Origin of the sequence: Candidatus Sphingomonas phytovorans, assembly GCA_029202385.1 — a bacterium.
Taxonomy (GTDB): domain Bacteria; phylum Pseudomonadota; class Alphaproteobacteria; order Sphingomonadales; family Sphingomonadaceae; genus Sphingomonas; species Sphingomonas phytovorans.
Genome location: CP119314.1, coordinates 4,450,291 through 4,465,472, shown reverse-complemented (window position 1 = coordinate 4,465,472; position 15,182 = coordinate 4,450,291). Strand labels below are relative to the sequence as shown.

19 protein-coding genes are annotated in these 15,182 nt (G+C 66.9%); 5 read left to right on the top strand and 14 right to left on the bottom strand.

What is annotated here, in order from left to right; translation table 11 throughout:
* Nucleotide 1: 1 nt before the first annotated feature.
* Nucleotides 2–988, bottom strand: coding sequence for a nitronate monooxygenase (locus tag P0Y59_20650; GenBank protein ID WEK02637.1), 987 nt, complete (start codon nt 986–988; stop codon nt 2–4).
* Nucleotides 989–1,202: 214 nt separating this feature from the next.
* Nucleotides 1,203–2,462, bottom strand: coding sequence for an aspartate kinase (locus P0Y59_20645; GenBank protein WEJ99312.1), 1,260 nt, complete (start codon nt 2,460–2,462; stop codon nt 1,203–1,205).
* Between the two features lie 57 nt (nt 2,463–2,519).
* Here P0Y59_20645 and ubiG point away from each other — a divergent pair, with 57 nt between their 5' ends.
* Entirely contained in the window at nt 2,520–3,251 is a 732-nt protein-coding gene (gene ubiG / locus P0Y59_20640; protein ID WEJ99311.1) for a bifunctional 2-polyprenyl-6-hydroxyphenol methylase/3-demethylubiquinol 3-O-methyltransferase UbiG, read from the top strand.
* Between the two features lie 103 nt (nt 3,252–3,354).
* Here the strand turns inward: ubiG and P0Y59_20635 are convergent, their stop codons facing one another.
* Both P0Y59_20635 and P0Y59_20630 read right to left on the bottom strand, forming a co-directional pair.
* A complete protein-coding gene (locus P0Y59_20635) occupies nt 3,355–4,887 on the bottom strand; it encodes a glycine betaine ABC transporter substrate-binding protein (protein ID WEJ99310.1) in 1,533 nt (510 codons plus the stop codon).
* Nucleotides 4,884–5,663, bottom strand: coding sequence for an ATP-binding cassette domain-containing protein (locus tag P0Y59_20630; protein WEJ99309.1), 780 nt, complete (start codon nt 5,661–5,663; stop codon nt 4,884–4,886). The genes P0Y59_20635 and P0Y59_20630 overlap by 4 nt, the downstream gene beginning before the upstream one ends.
* 69 nt (nt 5,664–5,732) lie before the next feature.
* On the opposite strand from P0Y59_20630, the gene P0Y59_20625 reads away from it, so the two are divergent.
* Entirely contained in the window at nt 5,733–6,536 is an 804-nt protein-coding gene (locus P0Y59_20625; protein WEJ99308.1) for an SDR family oxidoreductase, read from the top strand.
* Between the two features lie 33 nt (nt 6,537–6,569).
* Here P0Y59_20625 and P0Y59_20620 read toward each other — a convergent pair whose 3' ends face one another.
* The gene (locus P0Y59_20620; protein WEJ99307.1) at nt 6,570–6,863 is read right to left on the bottom strand and encodes a 4a-hydroxytetrahydrobiopterin dehydratase; all 294 of its coding nucleotides are present in this window, start codon (nt 6,861–6,863) and stop codon (nt 6,570–6,572) included.
* Nucleotides 6,864–6,911: 48 nt separating this feature from the next.
* On the opposite strand from P0Y59_20620, the gene P0Y59_20615 reads away from it, so the two are divergent.
* From P0Y59_20615 to P0Y59_20605, 3 genes are read left to right on the top strand one after another with little or no spacing between them, the layout of a single operon-like run.
* Nucleotides 6,912–7,325: a metallopeptidase family protein gene (locus tag P0Y59_20615; protein ID WEJ99306.1), complete on the top strand. Its 414-nt coding sequence runs from the start codon at nt 6,912–6,914 to the stop codon at nt 7,323–7,325.
* The gene (ccmA, locus tag P0Y59_20610; protein ID WEJ99305.1) at nt 7,322–7,912 is read left to right on the top strand and encodes a heme ABC exporter ATP-binding protein CcmA; all 591 of its coding nucleotides are present in this window, start codon (nt 7,322–7,324) and stop codon (nt 7,910–7,912) included. The genes P0Y59_20615 and ccmA overlap by 4 nt, the downstream gene beginning before the upstream one ends.
* Nucleotides 7,909–8,553: a heme exporter protein CcmB gene (locus tag P0Y59_20605; GenBank protein ID WEJ99304.1), complete on the top strand. Its 645-nt coding sequence runs from the start codon at nt 7,909–7,911 to the stop codon at nt 8,551–8,553. Before ccmA ends, P0Y59_20605 begins: the two co-directional genes overlap by 4 nt.
* Nucleotides 8,554–8,587: 34 nt before the next feature.
* Here P0Y59_20605 and P0Y59_20600 read toward each other — a convergent pair whose 3' ends face one another.
* From P0Y59_20600 to P0Y59_20560, 9 genes are all read right to left on the bottom strand, one after another.
* Nucleotides 8,588–9,457 carry a class I SAM-dependent methyltransferase gene (locus tag P0Y59_20600; GenBank protein ID WEJ99303.1) on the bottom strand — a complete coding sequence of 290 codons (870 nt, stop codon included), beginning with the start codon at nt 9,455–9,457 and terminating at the stop codon, nt 8,588–8,590.
* A gap of 97 nt (nt 9,458–9,554) precedes the next feature.
* Complete coding sequence (thrC, locus tag P0Y59_20595; protein WEJ99302.1) at nt 9,555–10,967, bottom strand: threonine synthase; 1,413 nt, start codon at nt 10,965–10,967, stop codon at nt 9,555–9,557.
* 59 nt (nt 10,968–11,026) lie between these two features.
* On the bottom strand, nt 11,027–11,641 hold the full coding sequence (locus P0Y59_20590) for an SURF1 family protein (GenBank protein WEJ99301.1): 615 nt from the start codon (nt 11,639–11,641) through the stop codon (nt 11,027–11,029).
* On the bottom strand, nt 11,638–11,922 hold the full coding sequence (locus P0Y59_20585; GenBank protein ID WEK02636.1) for a DUF983 domain-containing protein: 285 nt from the start codon (nt 11,920–11,922) through the stop codon (nt 11,638–11,640). Before P0Y59_20585 ends, P0Y59_20590 begins: the two co-directional genes overlap by 4 nt.
* An 88-nt stretch (nt 11,923–12,010) precedes the next feature.
* Entirely contained in the window at nt 12,011–12,517 is a 507-nt protein-coding gene (locus P0Y59_20580; GenBank protein ID WEJ99300.1) for a DUF3291 domain-containing protein, read from the bottom strand.
* 7 nt (nt 12,518–12,524) lie between these two features.
* The gene (locus P0Y59_20575; GenBank protein WEJ99299.1) at nt 12,525–13,439 is read right to left on the bottom strand and encodes a cytochrome c oxidase subunit 3; all 915 of its coding nucleotides are present in this window, start codon (nt 13,437–13,439) and stop codon (nt 12,525–12,527) included.
* Between the two features lie 36 nt (nt 13,440–13,475).
* Complete coding sequence (locus P0Y59_20570) at nt 13,476–14,012, bottom strand: cytochrome c oxidase assembly protein (protein WEJ99298.1); 537 nt, start codon at nt 14,010–14,012, stop codon at nt 13,476–13,478.
* Nucleotides 14,009–14,143, bottom strand: a complete 135-nt coding sequence (locus P0Y59_20565) for a hypothetical protein (GenBank protein ID WEJ99297.1) — start codon at nt 14,141–14,143, stop codon at nt 14,009–14,011. The genes P0Y59_20570 and P0Y59_20565 overlap by 4 nt, the downstream gene beginning before the upstream one ends.
* On the bottom strand, nt 14,143–15,051 hold the full coding sequence (locus tag P0Y59_20560; protein ID WEJ99296.1) for a heme o synthase: 909 nt from the start codon (nt 15,049–15,051) through the stop codon (nt 14,143–14,145). Before P0Y59_20560 ends, P0Y59_20565 begins: the two co-directional genes overlap by 1 nt.
* Between the last annotated feature and the right edge of the window lie 131 nt (nt 15,052–15,182).

The window sequence follows — 15,182 nt, the reverse complement described above, 5'->3', positions numbered from 1 at the left end:
GTCAGGCCGCCCTTTTCTCCAGCGCGTGCGCTGCCTCGGCCATCAGCGACTCGATGATCTCCGCGACCGGCTCTTCCTTCGTCACCATGCCGACCGACTGGCCGGCCATCAGGCTGCCATGCTCGACATCGCCGTCGATGACCGCACGGCGCAACGCGCCGGCCCAGTAATGCTCGATCTGGAGCTGCGCCTCGCCCATCTCGACCTTGCCCTCATCGAGAAGCTGCGCGACCTCGCGCTGCTTCGCGGTGAACAATTCGCCGCCGGCATTCTTCAGCGCGCGCACCGGGATGACCGGCAGGCGCGGATCGATCTGGACGCTGGCGATCGCATCGCGAGCGGAGGCGCGCAGGAACGCCTTCTTGAAATTGGCATGCGCAATCGATTCGGTCGCGCAGACGAAGCGCGTCCCGAGCTGGACGCCCGCCGCGCCCATATCGAGATAGCCTGCGATCGCCTCCCCCCGGCCGATGCCGCCGGCGACGAACACCGGCACTGCATCGGCGACCTCAGGCAGGATCTCCTGGGCCAGCACGCTGGTCGAGACCGGGCCGATATGACCGCCGGCCTCCATGCCCTCGACAACGAGCGCGTCGACGCCGGAGCGGATCAGCTTCTTGGCGAGCGACAAGGCGGGGGCGAAGCAGATCAGCTTCGCGCCGTTCGCCTTGATCGCGTCGATCGACCCCGTCGGCGGCAGGCCGCCCGCGAGCACGACATGGCTGACACCGTGTTTGTTGCAGACCTCGATCAGGTCGAACAGCATCGGGTGCATGGTGATGAGGTTCACGCCGAACGGCTTGTCGGTCAGCGCCTTGGTGCCGGCGATCTCGGCGTCGAGCAGCTCGGGCGTCATCGCCCCGCAGGCGATCAGGCCGAAGCCGCCCGCATTGGAAATGGCGGAAACGAGATTGCGCTCCGACACCCAGGACATGGCGCCGCACAGAATGGCTGTTTCCGAGCCGAGGAATGCGGCCCCGCGCGCCATGCGGCGGCGAAGCCTCTCGCCTCCCACTGAGTGAGTGGGGCTGGGGGCGGACGTGTCGGCATGTGCCAGGGTATCGGTCATGTCGCGCACATGCCCTCCCGGCGGCAAATGCGCAATCAGGTCGGAATGGTCACTGCGTATTTCTCAGCCATGTCGGGGATTGGCCCTTTAACGGGCCCTCTCCTAACTCCTCCCGCAAGCGGGAGGGGAACAATCAGGCCGCGTCTTCGGCATCAAGACCATAAGCGGTATGCAGCACGCGCACCGCGAGCTCGGTATAGTCTTCCTCGATCAGCACCGAGACCTTGATCTCCGAAGTGGTGATGACCTGGATGTTGATGCCGCGCTCGCCCAAAGTCTTGAACATCGTCGCCGCGACGCCGGCATGGCTGCGCATGCCCACGCCGACCACCGAGATCTTGGCGACGCGAGTATCGTGGAGAAGGCCGGTATAGCCGATATCGCCCTGCGCGTTGCCAAGCACCTCGAGCGACCGGGCCAGATCGGCGCCGGGCACGGTGAAGGTCACATCGGTCGATCCGGTCGCATGGGCGACGTTCTGCACGATCATGTCGACATTGATATTGGCATCGGCCAGCGGGGTGAAGATCGAGGCGACCGCGCCGGGACGGTCGGGCACCGCGGTCAGCGTGATCTTCGCCTCGTTCTTGTCATGGGCGATGCCCGTGATGAGCTGGCGTTCCATATCGTCGATCTCCTCTTCGCCCACGATCATCGTACCGGGCAATGTATCCGCCATCGGCGCGTCGTCGCCGGTGAACGACGACAGCACCTGGACGCGGACCTGTTCCTTCATCGCAAGCCCGACCGAGCGCGTCTGGAGCACCTTGGCCCCGACGCTGGCGAGCTCCAGCATTTCTTCGTAGGTGACCCGCTTCAGCTTGCGCGCGCGCGGCACGATGCGCGGGTCGGTCGTATAGACGCCGTCGACATCAGTGTAGATGTCGCAGCGATCGGCCTTCATCGCCGCCGCCATCGCCACCGCAGAGGTATCCGAGCCGCCGCGCCCGAGCGTCGTCACGCGCTCGCCGGTCGCGACGCCCTGGAAGCCGGGGATCACCGCGACCTCACCCTTGTCGAGCGACAGATTGAGCGTGGCTGTGTCGATCTCGGCGATGCGCGCCGAGCCATGACCGTCCGACGTGCGGATCGGCAGCTGCCACCCGAGCCAGCTCCGCGCAGGCACGCCGATCGCCTGGAGCGCGATCGCCAGCAGGCCGCTGGTGATCTGCTCGCCGGCGGACACCACCACGTCATATTCGTGCGGATCGTAGAGCGACGAGGCCTCGCGGCAGAAATTGACCAGCCGGTCGGTCTCGCCCGCCATCGCCGACACGACGACCGCGACCTGGTTGCCGGCCTCCACCTCGCGTTTGACACGCGCGGCGACACTCCGGATCCGCTCGATCCCCGCCATGGAGGTGCCGCCGAACTTCATCACGATACGAGCCATGGAGATGCAGAAATCCTTGGGGTGAGCGGGGCGCCCTGATAGGAAGCAGATATGGTGATGGCAAGCGACCCCGTAACGACGATCGATCCCGAAGAGGCAGCGCATTTCGGCGCGATGGCCGCCGAGTGGTGGGACCCGAAGGGATCGTCGGCGATGCTCCACCGCCTGAACCCAGTGCGACTCGGCTATCTGCGCGAGCGGATCGACGCGCATTGGGGACTGGATGGAGCCAGCTTCACGCCGCTGGCGGGGAAGACGGCGCTCGATGTCGGCTGCGGTGCGGGGCTGTTGTGCGAGCCGCTCGCCCGGCTGGGCGCGACGGTGACCGGAATCGACGCGGCGGCGGAGAATATCGCGGCGGCCCATGCCCATGCCCGACAATCCGGGCTGACGATCGACTATCGTACCGGCGGGATCGAAGGACTGGGCGCGGCACGCTTCGACCTGGTGACCAGCCTGGAGGTGATCGAGCATGTCACCGATCCGGCGGCGTTCGTCGCGGGCCTGGCCGGCGCGCTGGCCGATGGCGGGCTGATGGTCCTGTCCACGCCGAACCGCACGGCGCTGTCCCGGCTGGCCATGATCACCATCGGCGAGGGTACCGGACAGATTCCCAGGGGCACGCATGACTGGGACAAGTTCCTCACGCCCGAGGAACTGATCGCGCTGATCGAGGCAGCCGGGTTGACGGTGGTCGATACGCGCGGGCTCAGCTTTTCAGTGGCGAAGGGCTTCGTGATTTCCGACGATATGACGCTGGATTATTTCGTGACGGCGACCCACGGATAACGTCACCCCGGACTTGTTCCGGGGTCTACCCCGCCGCAAACCAAAACGCCGGGGCTTTCGCGGCACGGTGGATGCCGGAACAGGTCCGGCATGACGGGTGGCACTACAGGCCGACCTTCTTCTCCAGCCAGCGCGCCGCGGCGTCGGGCGATGCCTTGTCGCGGTCCCGGTCGACCATGTAATTTGCCTCGCGCATCGCCTCGACGGGGATATGGCTGATCAACGGGGTGACCGCATCGACAAAGGCGCGGTCCCGAGCGCGTTTCGGCGAGACGAGCAGGATTGCATCATAGCCCGGGATCGCTCCCTTCGGATCGGTCAGCACGGTCAGCCTGTCAGCCGCGATCCGGCCGTCAGACGAGAAGGCAGGGATGACGTCCGCCGTGCCGTCGGTGAGCGCGCGGAACATGAAGGTCGGCTGATAGGGATGCGCCTCCCTGAAGCGCAGGCCGTAAGCGCGCTTCACCGCCGCCCATTCTGGACGTTCGAGGAATTCGATGTCGGTGGCAAGGCGAAGCTGCGGCGCGATAGGCGCGAGATCGGTGATACTGCGGATGCCGCGCCGGGCGGCATCGTCGCCGCGCATCGCGAAGGCATAGCTGTTCTCGAAACCCAGGGTGCCAAGCAGCCGGACGCCATGGTGACGTTCCGCCCAGTCGGCCACGCCCTTCACGATCGCGGCGCGCGGCGGCACATCGGTGCGCTTCATGCCGTTGGTCCAGACCGTCCCTGAATAATCGACATAGACATCGATATCGCCGCCCGCGACGGCCGAGAAGGCGACGACCGAGCCAAGCCCCTCGCGATACTCCACGCGGTAGCCCGCCTTTTCCAGCCGGTGGCCGATCACCCGGGCCAGGATATATTGTTCCGAGAAGCCCTTGGCGCCGACCACGACCGTCTGCCCGCCGCGCGGCCATAGGGGCGCGAGCGCGGCCAGGACGCTCACCGCCAGCACGGCAGCCGCGATCCACACCCGCAACGGCCGCCGCGCGGCAATGCCATGTTCGATCGCCCCGAGCAGCGCATCGACCGCAAGCGCAAGCGCCGCCGCCGTCAGGCAGCCCGCCAGGACCAGCGCCCAGTTCTGGGTCTGCAGCCCGGCGAAGATCATGTCGCCAAGGCTCGGCTGGCCGACGGTGGTGGAAAGCGTCGCCGCGCCGATCGTCCAGACCGCCGCGGTACGGATGCCGGCCATCAGCACCGGCGCGACCAGCGGCGCCTCGACCAGGCGGAGCTTCTGCCACGCCGTCATGCCCACGCCGTCAGCCGCCTCGATCACCGCCGGATCGATACCGGCAAGACCGGTGACACCGTTCCTGAGGATCGGCAGCAGCGCATAGAGCGTCAGCGCGAGCAGGGAGGGCAGGAAACCAAGCGCCGGGATGCCGCCGCCGACAAGGGTCGAGAGCGACAGCAGCAGCGGATAAAAGAGCGCCAGCAGCGCAAGCGACGGGATGGTCTGGATCAGGCTGGCGAAACCGAGCGCGATCTTCGCCACGGTGGGCCGTCGCGCCGACCAGATCGCCAATGGCAGGCTGATAACGAGCCCCAGCGCCAGCGCCGAGGCGGCGAGCAGCAGATGGGCGGCCAGAAGATCCGGCACGCGGGTGAGCGCTTCGAGGAACGGGCTCATGCCCCCTGCTCCAGGGCGTGCAGCCGCCGGGCCTGCTCGCGTGGCACGGCGACGAGCGCGTCGGCCTCCGTCCCGCCCTCGCCCGCCAGCAACGCCCTTGGCGTCGCATCGGCAACGATCCGCCCCGCCGCCATCACCAGCACCCGGTCGGCGAGCAGCAGCGCCTCCGCCATGTCGTGAGTCACCATGATCGTGGTGAGGCCGAGCCGGTCGTGCAGCGCGCGGATCGCGACGCCGAGTTGATCCCGCGTCACCGGATCGAGCGCACCGAAAGGCTCGTCCATCAGCATCAGTCCCGGCGCGGTGGCGAGCGCCCGGGCGACGCCGACACGCTGGCGCTGGCCGCCCGACAGCGCGTCGGGCATGCGGTTTCCGAAATCGCGCGGCAGATCGACCAGGTCGAGCAGGTCAGCGATTCGCCCGGCCCGGTCGCGCTCCCCGGCGAGACGCAGGCCAATGCCGATATTCTCTGCAACGCTCATATGCGGAAACAGGCCGATATTCTGGAAGACATAGCCGATCCGGCGGCGCAGCGCGTGCGGCCCGGCGTTCGTCACTTCCTCCCCGCCGATCGCGATTCGCCCGGCGGTCGGTTCGATCAGCCGGTTGACCATCTTGAGCAGGGTCGACTTGCCCGACCCGGATGCCCCGACCAGCGCGACGAAGCTGCCCCCCGCAATCTCGAGCGATACGCCGTCGACCGCGACCGCGCCGCCCGGATAGCGCTTGGCGACGCCATCGAAGGCGATCGAGGGGCCGGGCGATTGTGCTGGCATCGGCGCAGTTTGTGCGGGAGGATGACGCGAACGTCAAACAGCGACGAATGATGGTGAAGTGGAGGCAGCATGGCAGAGGCGGCAGGGAAATCGATCTTCATCACCGGTGGAGGATCGGGTATCGGCCAGGCGACGGCGAAGCTGTTCGCAAGCCGCGGCTGGCGCATCGGGCTGGCCGACGTCAACGCGAAGGGCCTTGCCGAGACCGCGGCGATGCTGCCGACGGGCATGGTCGAAACCTATGTGATGGACGTGCGCGACCGCGAGGCCTGGACGGCGAACCTCGACGCCTTCACCGCGCCCGCCGGCGGAGCGCTCGACGTGCTGTTCAACAATGCCGGGATCGGCACCGGCGGGCCTCTCGCCGAGATGAGCTTCGAGGATATCGACCGGACGGTGTCGATCAACCTGATGGGCGTGCTGAACGGTGCGCGGATCGGCTATGTCTATCTCGCGCGGGCGCCGGGTTCGTGCCTGCTCAACACCGCTTCGGCATCGGCGATCTACGGGGCCGCGGGGCTGGTACCCTATTCGATGAGCAAGTTCGGCGTTCGGGCAATGACCGAAGGACTCGACGGGGAATGGCATGGTGCCGGGATCAAGGTGCGCGACATCGTGCCGAGCTTCATCGAGACGCCCCTGCTGAACAGCCCGAGAGGCGGATCGAACCAGTCGATTCGCGAAACGGTGACGGCCGCTGGCCTCGAACTGACGCCGGTGGAAGCCGTCGCCCAGGCCGCCTGGGATGCGGTGCATGGCGACAAGGTGCACAGCTATGTCGGCAAGACCGCGCACCGCATGGCCTTCGCCGCCCGGTGGATGCCGGGCCAGCTTCGCAAGATGATGCGACGAGGGGTTACGGCGGCGAAGTGAATCGCCGCCCCTTCAAAGGAGATGCCTGGAAAATCAGTCCACCAGCAGGTCGATCGCCTCGGCCATGTCGACATCGCGTTGCGAGAGGCCGCCCGCATCATGGGTGGTCAGCAATATCTCCACCCGGTTCCACACGTTCGACCATTCGGGATGATGATCGGCCTTCTCCGCGAGCAGCGCGACGCGGGTCATGAAGGCGAAGGCCTCGCTGAAATCGGCGAAGGTGAAGGTTCGGGTGATCGCGTCGCGCGCCTCGTCGAAATCCCATTCATCGAGCGCGTCCAGCGCTTCGGTCCGTTCTCCCTCGGTCAACTGTTCGATCGCCATCAGTGCCTCCTGTAGCGCTCGATGCGCCTTCGCCCTATGGCATAGCCGATGGCGATCCCCGTTCAACCGCGCACCGCGCCCGATGCCGATGCGATCCGCGCGATCGCGCTGAAGACGCTCAACGCGCTGCCGGCCGAATTCCGCGCGCATCTCGGCGATGTCGTGCTGATCGTCGAGGAGTTAGCCGACGAGGAGACGCTCGCGGCCCTCGGCATCGAGCACCCGCTCGACCTGAGCGGGCTCTATCACGGGCGGCCGGTCGGCGAGAAATCCTCGATGGAATCGGGCGCCCTGCCCGACCGAATCCATCTCTATCGCCGCGCGATCCTGGAGGAATGGATCGAGACCGGGATCGCGCTGGACGAGCTGGTCGCGCATGTGATGATCCATGAAGTCGGTCATCATTTCGGCCTGTCTGACGCCGATATGCATGCGCTGGAGGACATGGTGGGAGACGCGTGACGGACGCGCTGGCGTTCCGCGACGTGACCTGCGCGCGGGGCGGGCGGGTATTGTTCGAAGGATTGTCCTTCGCCGTCCCGGCCGGCGGCGCTGCCCTGGTCACCGGGCCGAACGGGGTCGGCAAATCAAGCCTGATACGAGTGGCGGCCGGACTGCTCCGGCCGGCGAAGGGCGCGGTCGAGGGACCGGCGGCGCGAGCGCTGATGGCCGAGGCCGCCGCGTTCGATGCTGAACGGCGGCTGGGCAGCGCATTGCGGTTCTGGGCCGCGCTCGATGATCACGACACCGATCCCGACTCTCGCGTCGCCGCCGCGCTCGAAGCGACGAACCTTGCGGCGCTGGCCGAGGTGCCGTTGCGGCTTCTCTCGACGGGCCAGCGTCGCCGCGCGGCGCTGGCGCGGGTGGTAGCGAGCCGGGCGCCGCTATGGCTGCTCGACGAACCCGCCAACGGGCTTGACGATGCGAGCGTGGGCGTTCTGGAAATCCTGATCGCCGCGCACCGTGCTGGCGGCGGGATCGCGCTGGTCGGGACTCATCTGCCGATCGACGTGCCGGGCGCACAACCGATCATGCTGGGGGCCGCATGAGGCCGTTCCTCACCCTCGTCGCGCGCGATCTCGGTCGTGCCTGGGCTGGCGGGAGCGTGACCTATACGCTCGCCTTTTTCCTGCTCGTCGCGATCCTGTTCCCCTTCGCCATCGGCCCGGATGCCGCCCTGCTGGCGCGGGTCGGCGGCGGGGTGATCTGGGCGGCGGCGCTGCTCGCGGCGTTGATGCCGGTCGAGCGGCTGATCGGGCCCGATGCCGAAAGCGGCGTGCTCGACCAGTTCGCCGTGCGCGGACTGAGCATGGCGAGCGTCGCGGCCGCGAAGATCGCGGCGCACTGGCTCGCCTTCGGGCCGCCGCTGATGCTGGCGGCGGTGATCGCGGCGGGGCTGCTGGATTTGCCGGGCGAGACGGTGCTTCGGGTTGAATTGGGGTTGCTGATCGGGACGCCCGGGCTGGCGGCTTTGGCGGTCGCGACGTCAGCCCTGGTGTCGGGGCTGCGCGGCGCTGGGGCCGTCGCTGGACTGGTGATGCTGCCGCTCGCGGTGCCGCTGCTGATCTTCGGTGCTGGCTCGATCGACGGCGGGATGGGGGCGGTCAAGCTGCTGGCGGCGGTTAGCCTGATGCTGGTGGCTGGAGCGCCGTTCGTAGCGGGTGCCGCGATGCGTGCGGGAATGGAGTGAGCTTTCTACTCCCCCTGCGAGCGGTAGGGAGAAATTAACGCGACCACCGCGCCCAGATCGCGGTCGGCAGGAGCAGCCCGCGCGTTTCCTCGCGGACCGCCAGTTCTCCAGCTTCGACCTTGCCGCCGAGATCGCCCAGGGCCTGGTTGAGCAGTTCGCCGATCGCCAGCGCCGACATGCGCACCGCATAGACAGTGAGGAACAGGAAGCGCGATTCAGTGTCGAGCAGCTTGCGGCAATCGGCGATCAGGCCCGGCAGACCTTCCTCCAGCTTCCACACCTCGCCCTCCGGGCCGCGGCCGAACTTGGGTGGATCCAGCAGGATACCGTCATAGCGCCGGCCGCGCCGGACCTCGCGCGCGATGAACTTGGTGGCGTCATCGGTCATCCAGCGGATCGGCTTGTCCGCCATGCCTGACAGCACCGCATTGGCGCGGGCGGCCTCGACCGATTTCTTCGAAGCGTCGACATGGACCATCTTCACGCCTTTGGCCGCCATCGCCAGCGTGCCGACGCCGGTATAGCCGAACAGGTTGAGGCACTCCGACGCCTCCCTGTCGGCGACTTGTTCACGCATCCAACTCCAGACTGGCGCCATGTCCGGGAAGAAGCCCAGATGGCGGAAGGGCGTGTTCTGCGCGGTGAAGCTGACATCGTCCCATTTAAGCGGCCAGCCCTCGCGCGGGACTGGCTCGGAGAACTCCCAGCGGCCACCGCCGTCCTCGTCGGAGCCGGGAATGAATTCGGCCTGGGCGCGCCAGTCGTCGCGGGCGGGCGCCCACAAGGCCTGTCCCTCGGGGCGGATGAAGCGGAAGCGGCCATAGCGTTCGAGCTTGCGGCCGTTGCCTGAATCGATCAGCCCGTAATCGGCCCAGGGCTCGCCGATGAGTGTCTTGAGGTCCATCTAGAAACCCGTTCGTGTCGAGTAGAGGTCGAGCGCGTCGAGAACGCGTATCGAGACACATTTGCCCCTCGACATGCCATCTCGACAAGCTCGATGGCTATTCGGGGCGAACGGCATTTGGGACAGCGCGCTCGGCGATATAGCCGGTAACCGCCTCGAACGTGCCGGGCAGCGATGCGTACCGCTCCTCGCGATCGAACAGGTCGCCGATCCGCGCGGGCAGCGATGGGCGGATGCCGGTCGCGCGTTCGACCGCATCGCCGAACTTGGCCGGATGCGCGGTCGCGAGAGTCACCACGGGTACATCGGCGGGGAGATCGACTCGACGCGCCGCGGCGAGGCCGATCGCGGTGTGCGGGTCGATGACCTCACCCGAACCATCGGATGCCCAGCGCATCGCCAGCGCCATGTCGTCAAGATCGACCCGGTCGCTGGCGAACAGGCTCGCCGCGCCTTCGCGCTGGGCGTTGGTCAAGCGCATCGCCCTGGTCGATTCGAAGTCGCGCATCTGCGCGCGCGTCGCGGCACCGTCGCGGCCGCCGAGATCGAACAGCAGGCGCTCGAAATTGCTCGACACCTGGATGTCCATCGACGGGCTCGGCGTCGGCACGACGGTGCCTTGCGAATAGTCGCCCTGCGACAATGCGCGATGGAGGATGTCGTTGACGTTGGTCGCCACCACCAGCTTCGCGACGGGCAGGCCCATCTTCGCCGCGACATAGCCGGCGAACACGTCGCCGAAATTGCCGGTCGGCACCGAGAAGGCGACCGGCCGGTCAGGCGCGCCGAGGCGGACCGCAGCGTAGAAATAATAGACCACCTGCGCCATCAGCCGCGCCCAGTTGATCGAGTTCACCGCCGAGAGCTGGAATTTCCCGGAGAATCCGGGATCGTTGAACATCGCCTTCACCAGCGCCTGGGCGTCGTCGAAGCTGCCGTCGATCGCGATGTTGTGGATGTTGGGCGCGAGCACCGTGGTCATCTGGCGGCGCTGCACGTCGGAGACGCGGCCCTTGGGATGGAGCATGAACACATCCACGCCAGCGCGGCCGGCCAGCGCGTCGATCGCGGCCGAGCCGGTATCGCCCGAGGTCGCGCCGACGATCGTCACCTGCCGGTCGGAACCGGCAAGGAAACGTTCGAACAACAAGCCGAGCAACTGGAGCGCGACGTCCTTGAAGGCCAGCGTCGGGCCGTGAAACAGCTCGAGCAGCCATTGCTGATGGTCGAGCTGGACCAGCGGGGTGACCGCGGCGTGGGAGAAACGGCCATAAGCCTGCACGCAAAGGTCGCGCAGTTCCTCGCGGGAGAGCGTGCCCTCGACAAAGGGCGCCATCACCGCGACGGCGGTATCGACATAGGAAAGGCCGCGCAGCGCCGCGATCTCGTCCCTGCCCAGGCTTGGCCAGGTCTCCGGGACATAGAGGCCCCCGTCACTGGCGAGGCCGGCAAGCGTGACCTGTTCGAAGTCGAGGACGGGGGCTGCCCCACGGGTACTGATATAGCGCATGGCCGATGCGCCTAACCGCGACGCGGCAAAGTCACAAGCATGTCAGGCTTTCGGGCGCATCAAGCTTTCAGGCGGCGACGCACGGCTATCGCGTAGATCACCGCCGCGACGAGCGCGAACAGGAACCATTGAACGGCATAAGCAAGGTGGTTGTTGGGGACCGCCGACAGATCCGGCCCAGGATTGGCGTCGAGCCCCGGCGCGGGCGGGTCGGCCATAAGCATCAGCGTCTTGGGTTCGGACGAGAAGATCGAGGCGATGAGCGGACGATGGTCGAGTGCATGGGTGATATAACCGGTCACCTCGCCGCCGCGCCATGTCGGCTTCGCATCGGGCGCCTGGGCGACACCGATCTGTACCGTCAGCCCAGGCCCTTCAGCACCGGTGCGGCACTGTGCGATCTGGCGCCAGCCGACCCCGCCGCGCGCATTGCGCCCGCCCTCGACCCTGAAGCTGACCGGTTCGAGGCAGAAGGCACTTGCCCGGCGGAACAACAGGCTGTCGTCAACCGGAATGCGCGGAAAGGCGATCGGCGGCAGCCCGCGATTCGCGGAGAGGCGAACCAGCATCGCCTCCTTCTCGCCCTTGCGCTGGAACTGCCAGACGCCGAGCGCGATCATCGCCGCGATGGCCAGGCCGACCAGGACGGTCGCCACGATGGGAAAGCGCTTCATTCGTCCGCGATCCGGCCTTCGCGCGCCGAATTGCGATATTCGAACGCGAGCAGCGCGCCTTTGGCGACGCGCAGCGACCCGGTGACCGCTATGGCCGCGAGCGGCACCAGGATCAGCGCGAGCAGCCAGAGCGGCGGTTCGACCGTCAGTTGCAGCGTCACCGCCACACCGACGAGCAGGCCGCCGACGATCAGGGTCAGGAACGCGGCGGGGCCGTCCCCGACGTTGAACCGCGTGAGATCGAGCCCGCAGGCGGCACAGCGATCGGCGAATTTCGTCATGCCGGCGAACAGCGTGCTGGCGCCGCAGCGCGGACACAGGCCCTTGAGCGCCACATCGAACGGCCCGGGGCGCGACGAGGCGACCGGATCAGGCGCGACCGACGCACCAGGGATCGGGCTGCATGTCGACGGGCACACCCACGGCATCGGGCGCGGGGTAGCGCAGCTTGAAGGTGAAGGCGCGCTCGCTCGGGCCGAACCGGTCGAGCAGCCAGAGTCGGGCAAAGGCCTCGTCGATCGTTGGCACGGCCCCGACAGGGACCCACCACAGCGCCTGATAGGCCCCGTCGAATCGATCGAACCAGCTGCGGCGTTGCGCCATCACCGGGGTGTGGGCGCTGCGATAGACATAGTCGAAAAGTGATTCGGCATCGGCCCAGACCGACATGTTGACGATCAGTCTGGGATCGGGCGTCGGCTGGAGATCGGTGGCGCTGTTGCCATCGCCTTTCAGCCGCCAGACGAATCCCGCGCTTGCCTCGGCGAGCGCGTTGATCCGGTCGAGTTCCAGGAAGAAGCCGGCCACCTGCGGGTCATCGGCCGGCGCGACGAGCCGACCGACATTGACCTGCGCGAGATGCCAGCCCGACGTCACGCCGGGGCTAGCCGCCGTGGACCGCTGCGCCCCAGCCGCCCCAGACATAGATCGAGACGAACAGGAACAGCCACACCACGTCGACGAAGTGCCAGTACCAGGCGGCAGCCTCGAAGCCGAAATGCTGGCGCGGGGTGAAGTCGCCCTTATACGCCCGGATCAGGCAAACGATCAGGAAGATCGTGCCGATGATGACGTGGAAACCATGGAAACCGGTCGCCATGAAGAAGGACGCGCCATAGTTGATCCCGTGGAAGGGGAACGGCGCCTCGGCATATTCATAGGCCTGGATCGACGAGAACAGCAGGCCGAGAACGATCGTCAGCCACAGGCCCTTGAGCACGCCGTCGCGGTTGCCGACGCCGAGCAGGCCCCACAGGCCGGTCTTCTCGCCGCCGCGCTGGTTGTGGATCAGGGCGTGGTGCGCCCAGGTGACCGTCGTGCCGGAGGTGAGCAGGATGATCGTGTTGAGCAGCGGGAACTTGAACGCGTCGATCACCTCGATGCCCTTCGGCGGCCAGGTGCCGCGCGCTGCATCGGCGATCAGACTGACCGTGCCGTCGGCGATCTGCACCGGCGCCGGGAACAGCGAAAAATCGAAGAAGGCCCAGAACCAGCCGACGAAGAACATGACCTCCGAGGCGATGAACAGGATCATGCCGTAGCGCAGGTGAAGCTGCACCACCGGCGTATGATCGCCGGCATGCGCTTCACGGATCACGTTGCTCCACCAGGAGAACATGGTGAGGAGAACGGCCGCGACGCCAATGAAGAAGATCGTGCCGCCGCCGATGCCGAACACGCTGCCGGAATGCATCCACATGATGCCACCGATCGCCATGGTGAGCGCTGAGAACGAGCCGACGAACGGCCAGATATCGGGTGGCAGGATATGGTAGTCGTGGTTCTTGGCGCCGGCCATTCTTCGGTCCCCGTTAAGTAGGCTGTCGACAACGCTCTAGCTGGCTGCTTTCGCGGAATCCACAGGGTAAAAGGTGTAGCTGAGGGTGATCGTCTTCACGTCAGCCGCGTCGGGATCGGTGAGGATCTTCGGGTCGACGAAGAAGATCACCGGCATGCGGGCGGTCTCGCCCGGCTTGAGCGTCTGCTGCGTAAAGCAGAAGCACTGGATCTTGGTGAAATATTTGCCCGCCTGGGCCGGCGTGACGTTGAACGTCGCGGTGCCGGTCACCGGCTTGTCGCTGTTGTTCGTCGCGGTGAAGAACGCCATATCGCGCGCGCCGATCGCGATCGTTTCCGACGGCACTTCCGGCTTGAACGTCCAGGGCAGCTTAGGCGCGACATTGGTGTCGAAATCGACCCGCACCTGCTCGTGCCCGACCGCGCCCGGCGCCACCAGTCCGCGCTGGGTGGTGCCGTTGAGCCCGGTCGCCTCGCAGAACATGCGGTACAGCGGCACGCTGGCATAACCGAGCCCGGTCATGAAGCACACGCCGACACCGGCGAGGATCGCGGTGCGCAGCGTGCGGGTCAATGCGCCGCCCCGGCCTTGATCTTCACGATGCTGATCGCGAAGACGAGGATGACGAAGGCGCCGAGCAGCACTGCCATGACGATCGCGCGGGAACGCTGGCGGGCGCGAATCTGATCGTCTTCGTTCTTCATCAGCCGACCCACCTGTCGACGACCAGCGCGCCGAAAATAATGAAAAGATAAAGGATCGACCAGGCGAACAGCCGCTTTTCGGGCCGCATCGCATCGCCCGTGCCGGTCGTGCGCAGGCTGACCTGAAGCGCGAGCGCGGCGAAGACGAGCGTCGTCGCGATGGCAACCACGCCATAGATCGCGCCGGTCAAGCCAAGCGCCCACGGAGCGATCGCGACCGCCGCCATCGGGATGGTGTAGAGCCCGATCTGCAATCGGGTCGTGCGCTCCCCGGCGACGACCGGCATCATCGGCACGCCGGCGGCGGCGTAATCCGACTTCATGAACAGCGCGAGCGCCCAGAAATGCGGCGGCGTCCACAGGAAGACCAGGGTGAACAGCAGCACCGGCAGCGTCGCGATGTCGCCGGTGGCGGCCGCCCAGCCGATCAGCGGCGGAAAAGCGCCGGCGGCACCGCCGATGACGATATTCTGCGGCGTCCGGCGCTTCAGCCAGACGGTATAGATCAGGACATAGAACAGGATCGAGGCAGTGAGGATCGCGGCGGCGATCAGGTTCACCGCCAGTCCCATCAGGATCACCGAGAAGAATGCCAGGCCGACGCCGAAATGCAGCGCCGCCTGCCGGTCCATGCGGCCGGCCGGCAACGGCCGGCGCTCGGTCCGCTTCATCCTGGCGTCGAGATCGGCCTCATACCACTGGTTGAGCGCGCCGGCAGCGCCGGCGCCGAGCGCGATGCACAGGATCGCGGTGAAACCGAGCACCGGATCGATGCCCACCGGCGCCGCCAGCATCCCGCACAGGCCGGTGAAGACGACGAGCGTCATCACCCGCGGCTTCGTCAGCGCGAGGAAATCGCGCCAGTCGGCGGGAAGGGCAGAGGCGGGCAATGTGGTCGTCGTGGTCATTTCTTTATTCTCCCTTCCCGCATGCGGGAAGGGCCGGGGGAGGGCATATCGAAGGGAGGCGCCCTTACAGGCCCTCCCCCAAAACCCCTCCCGCATGCGGGAGGGGGATTTCCTTGAGCCGCCCGCGAGCG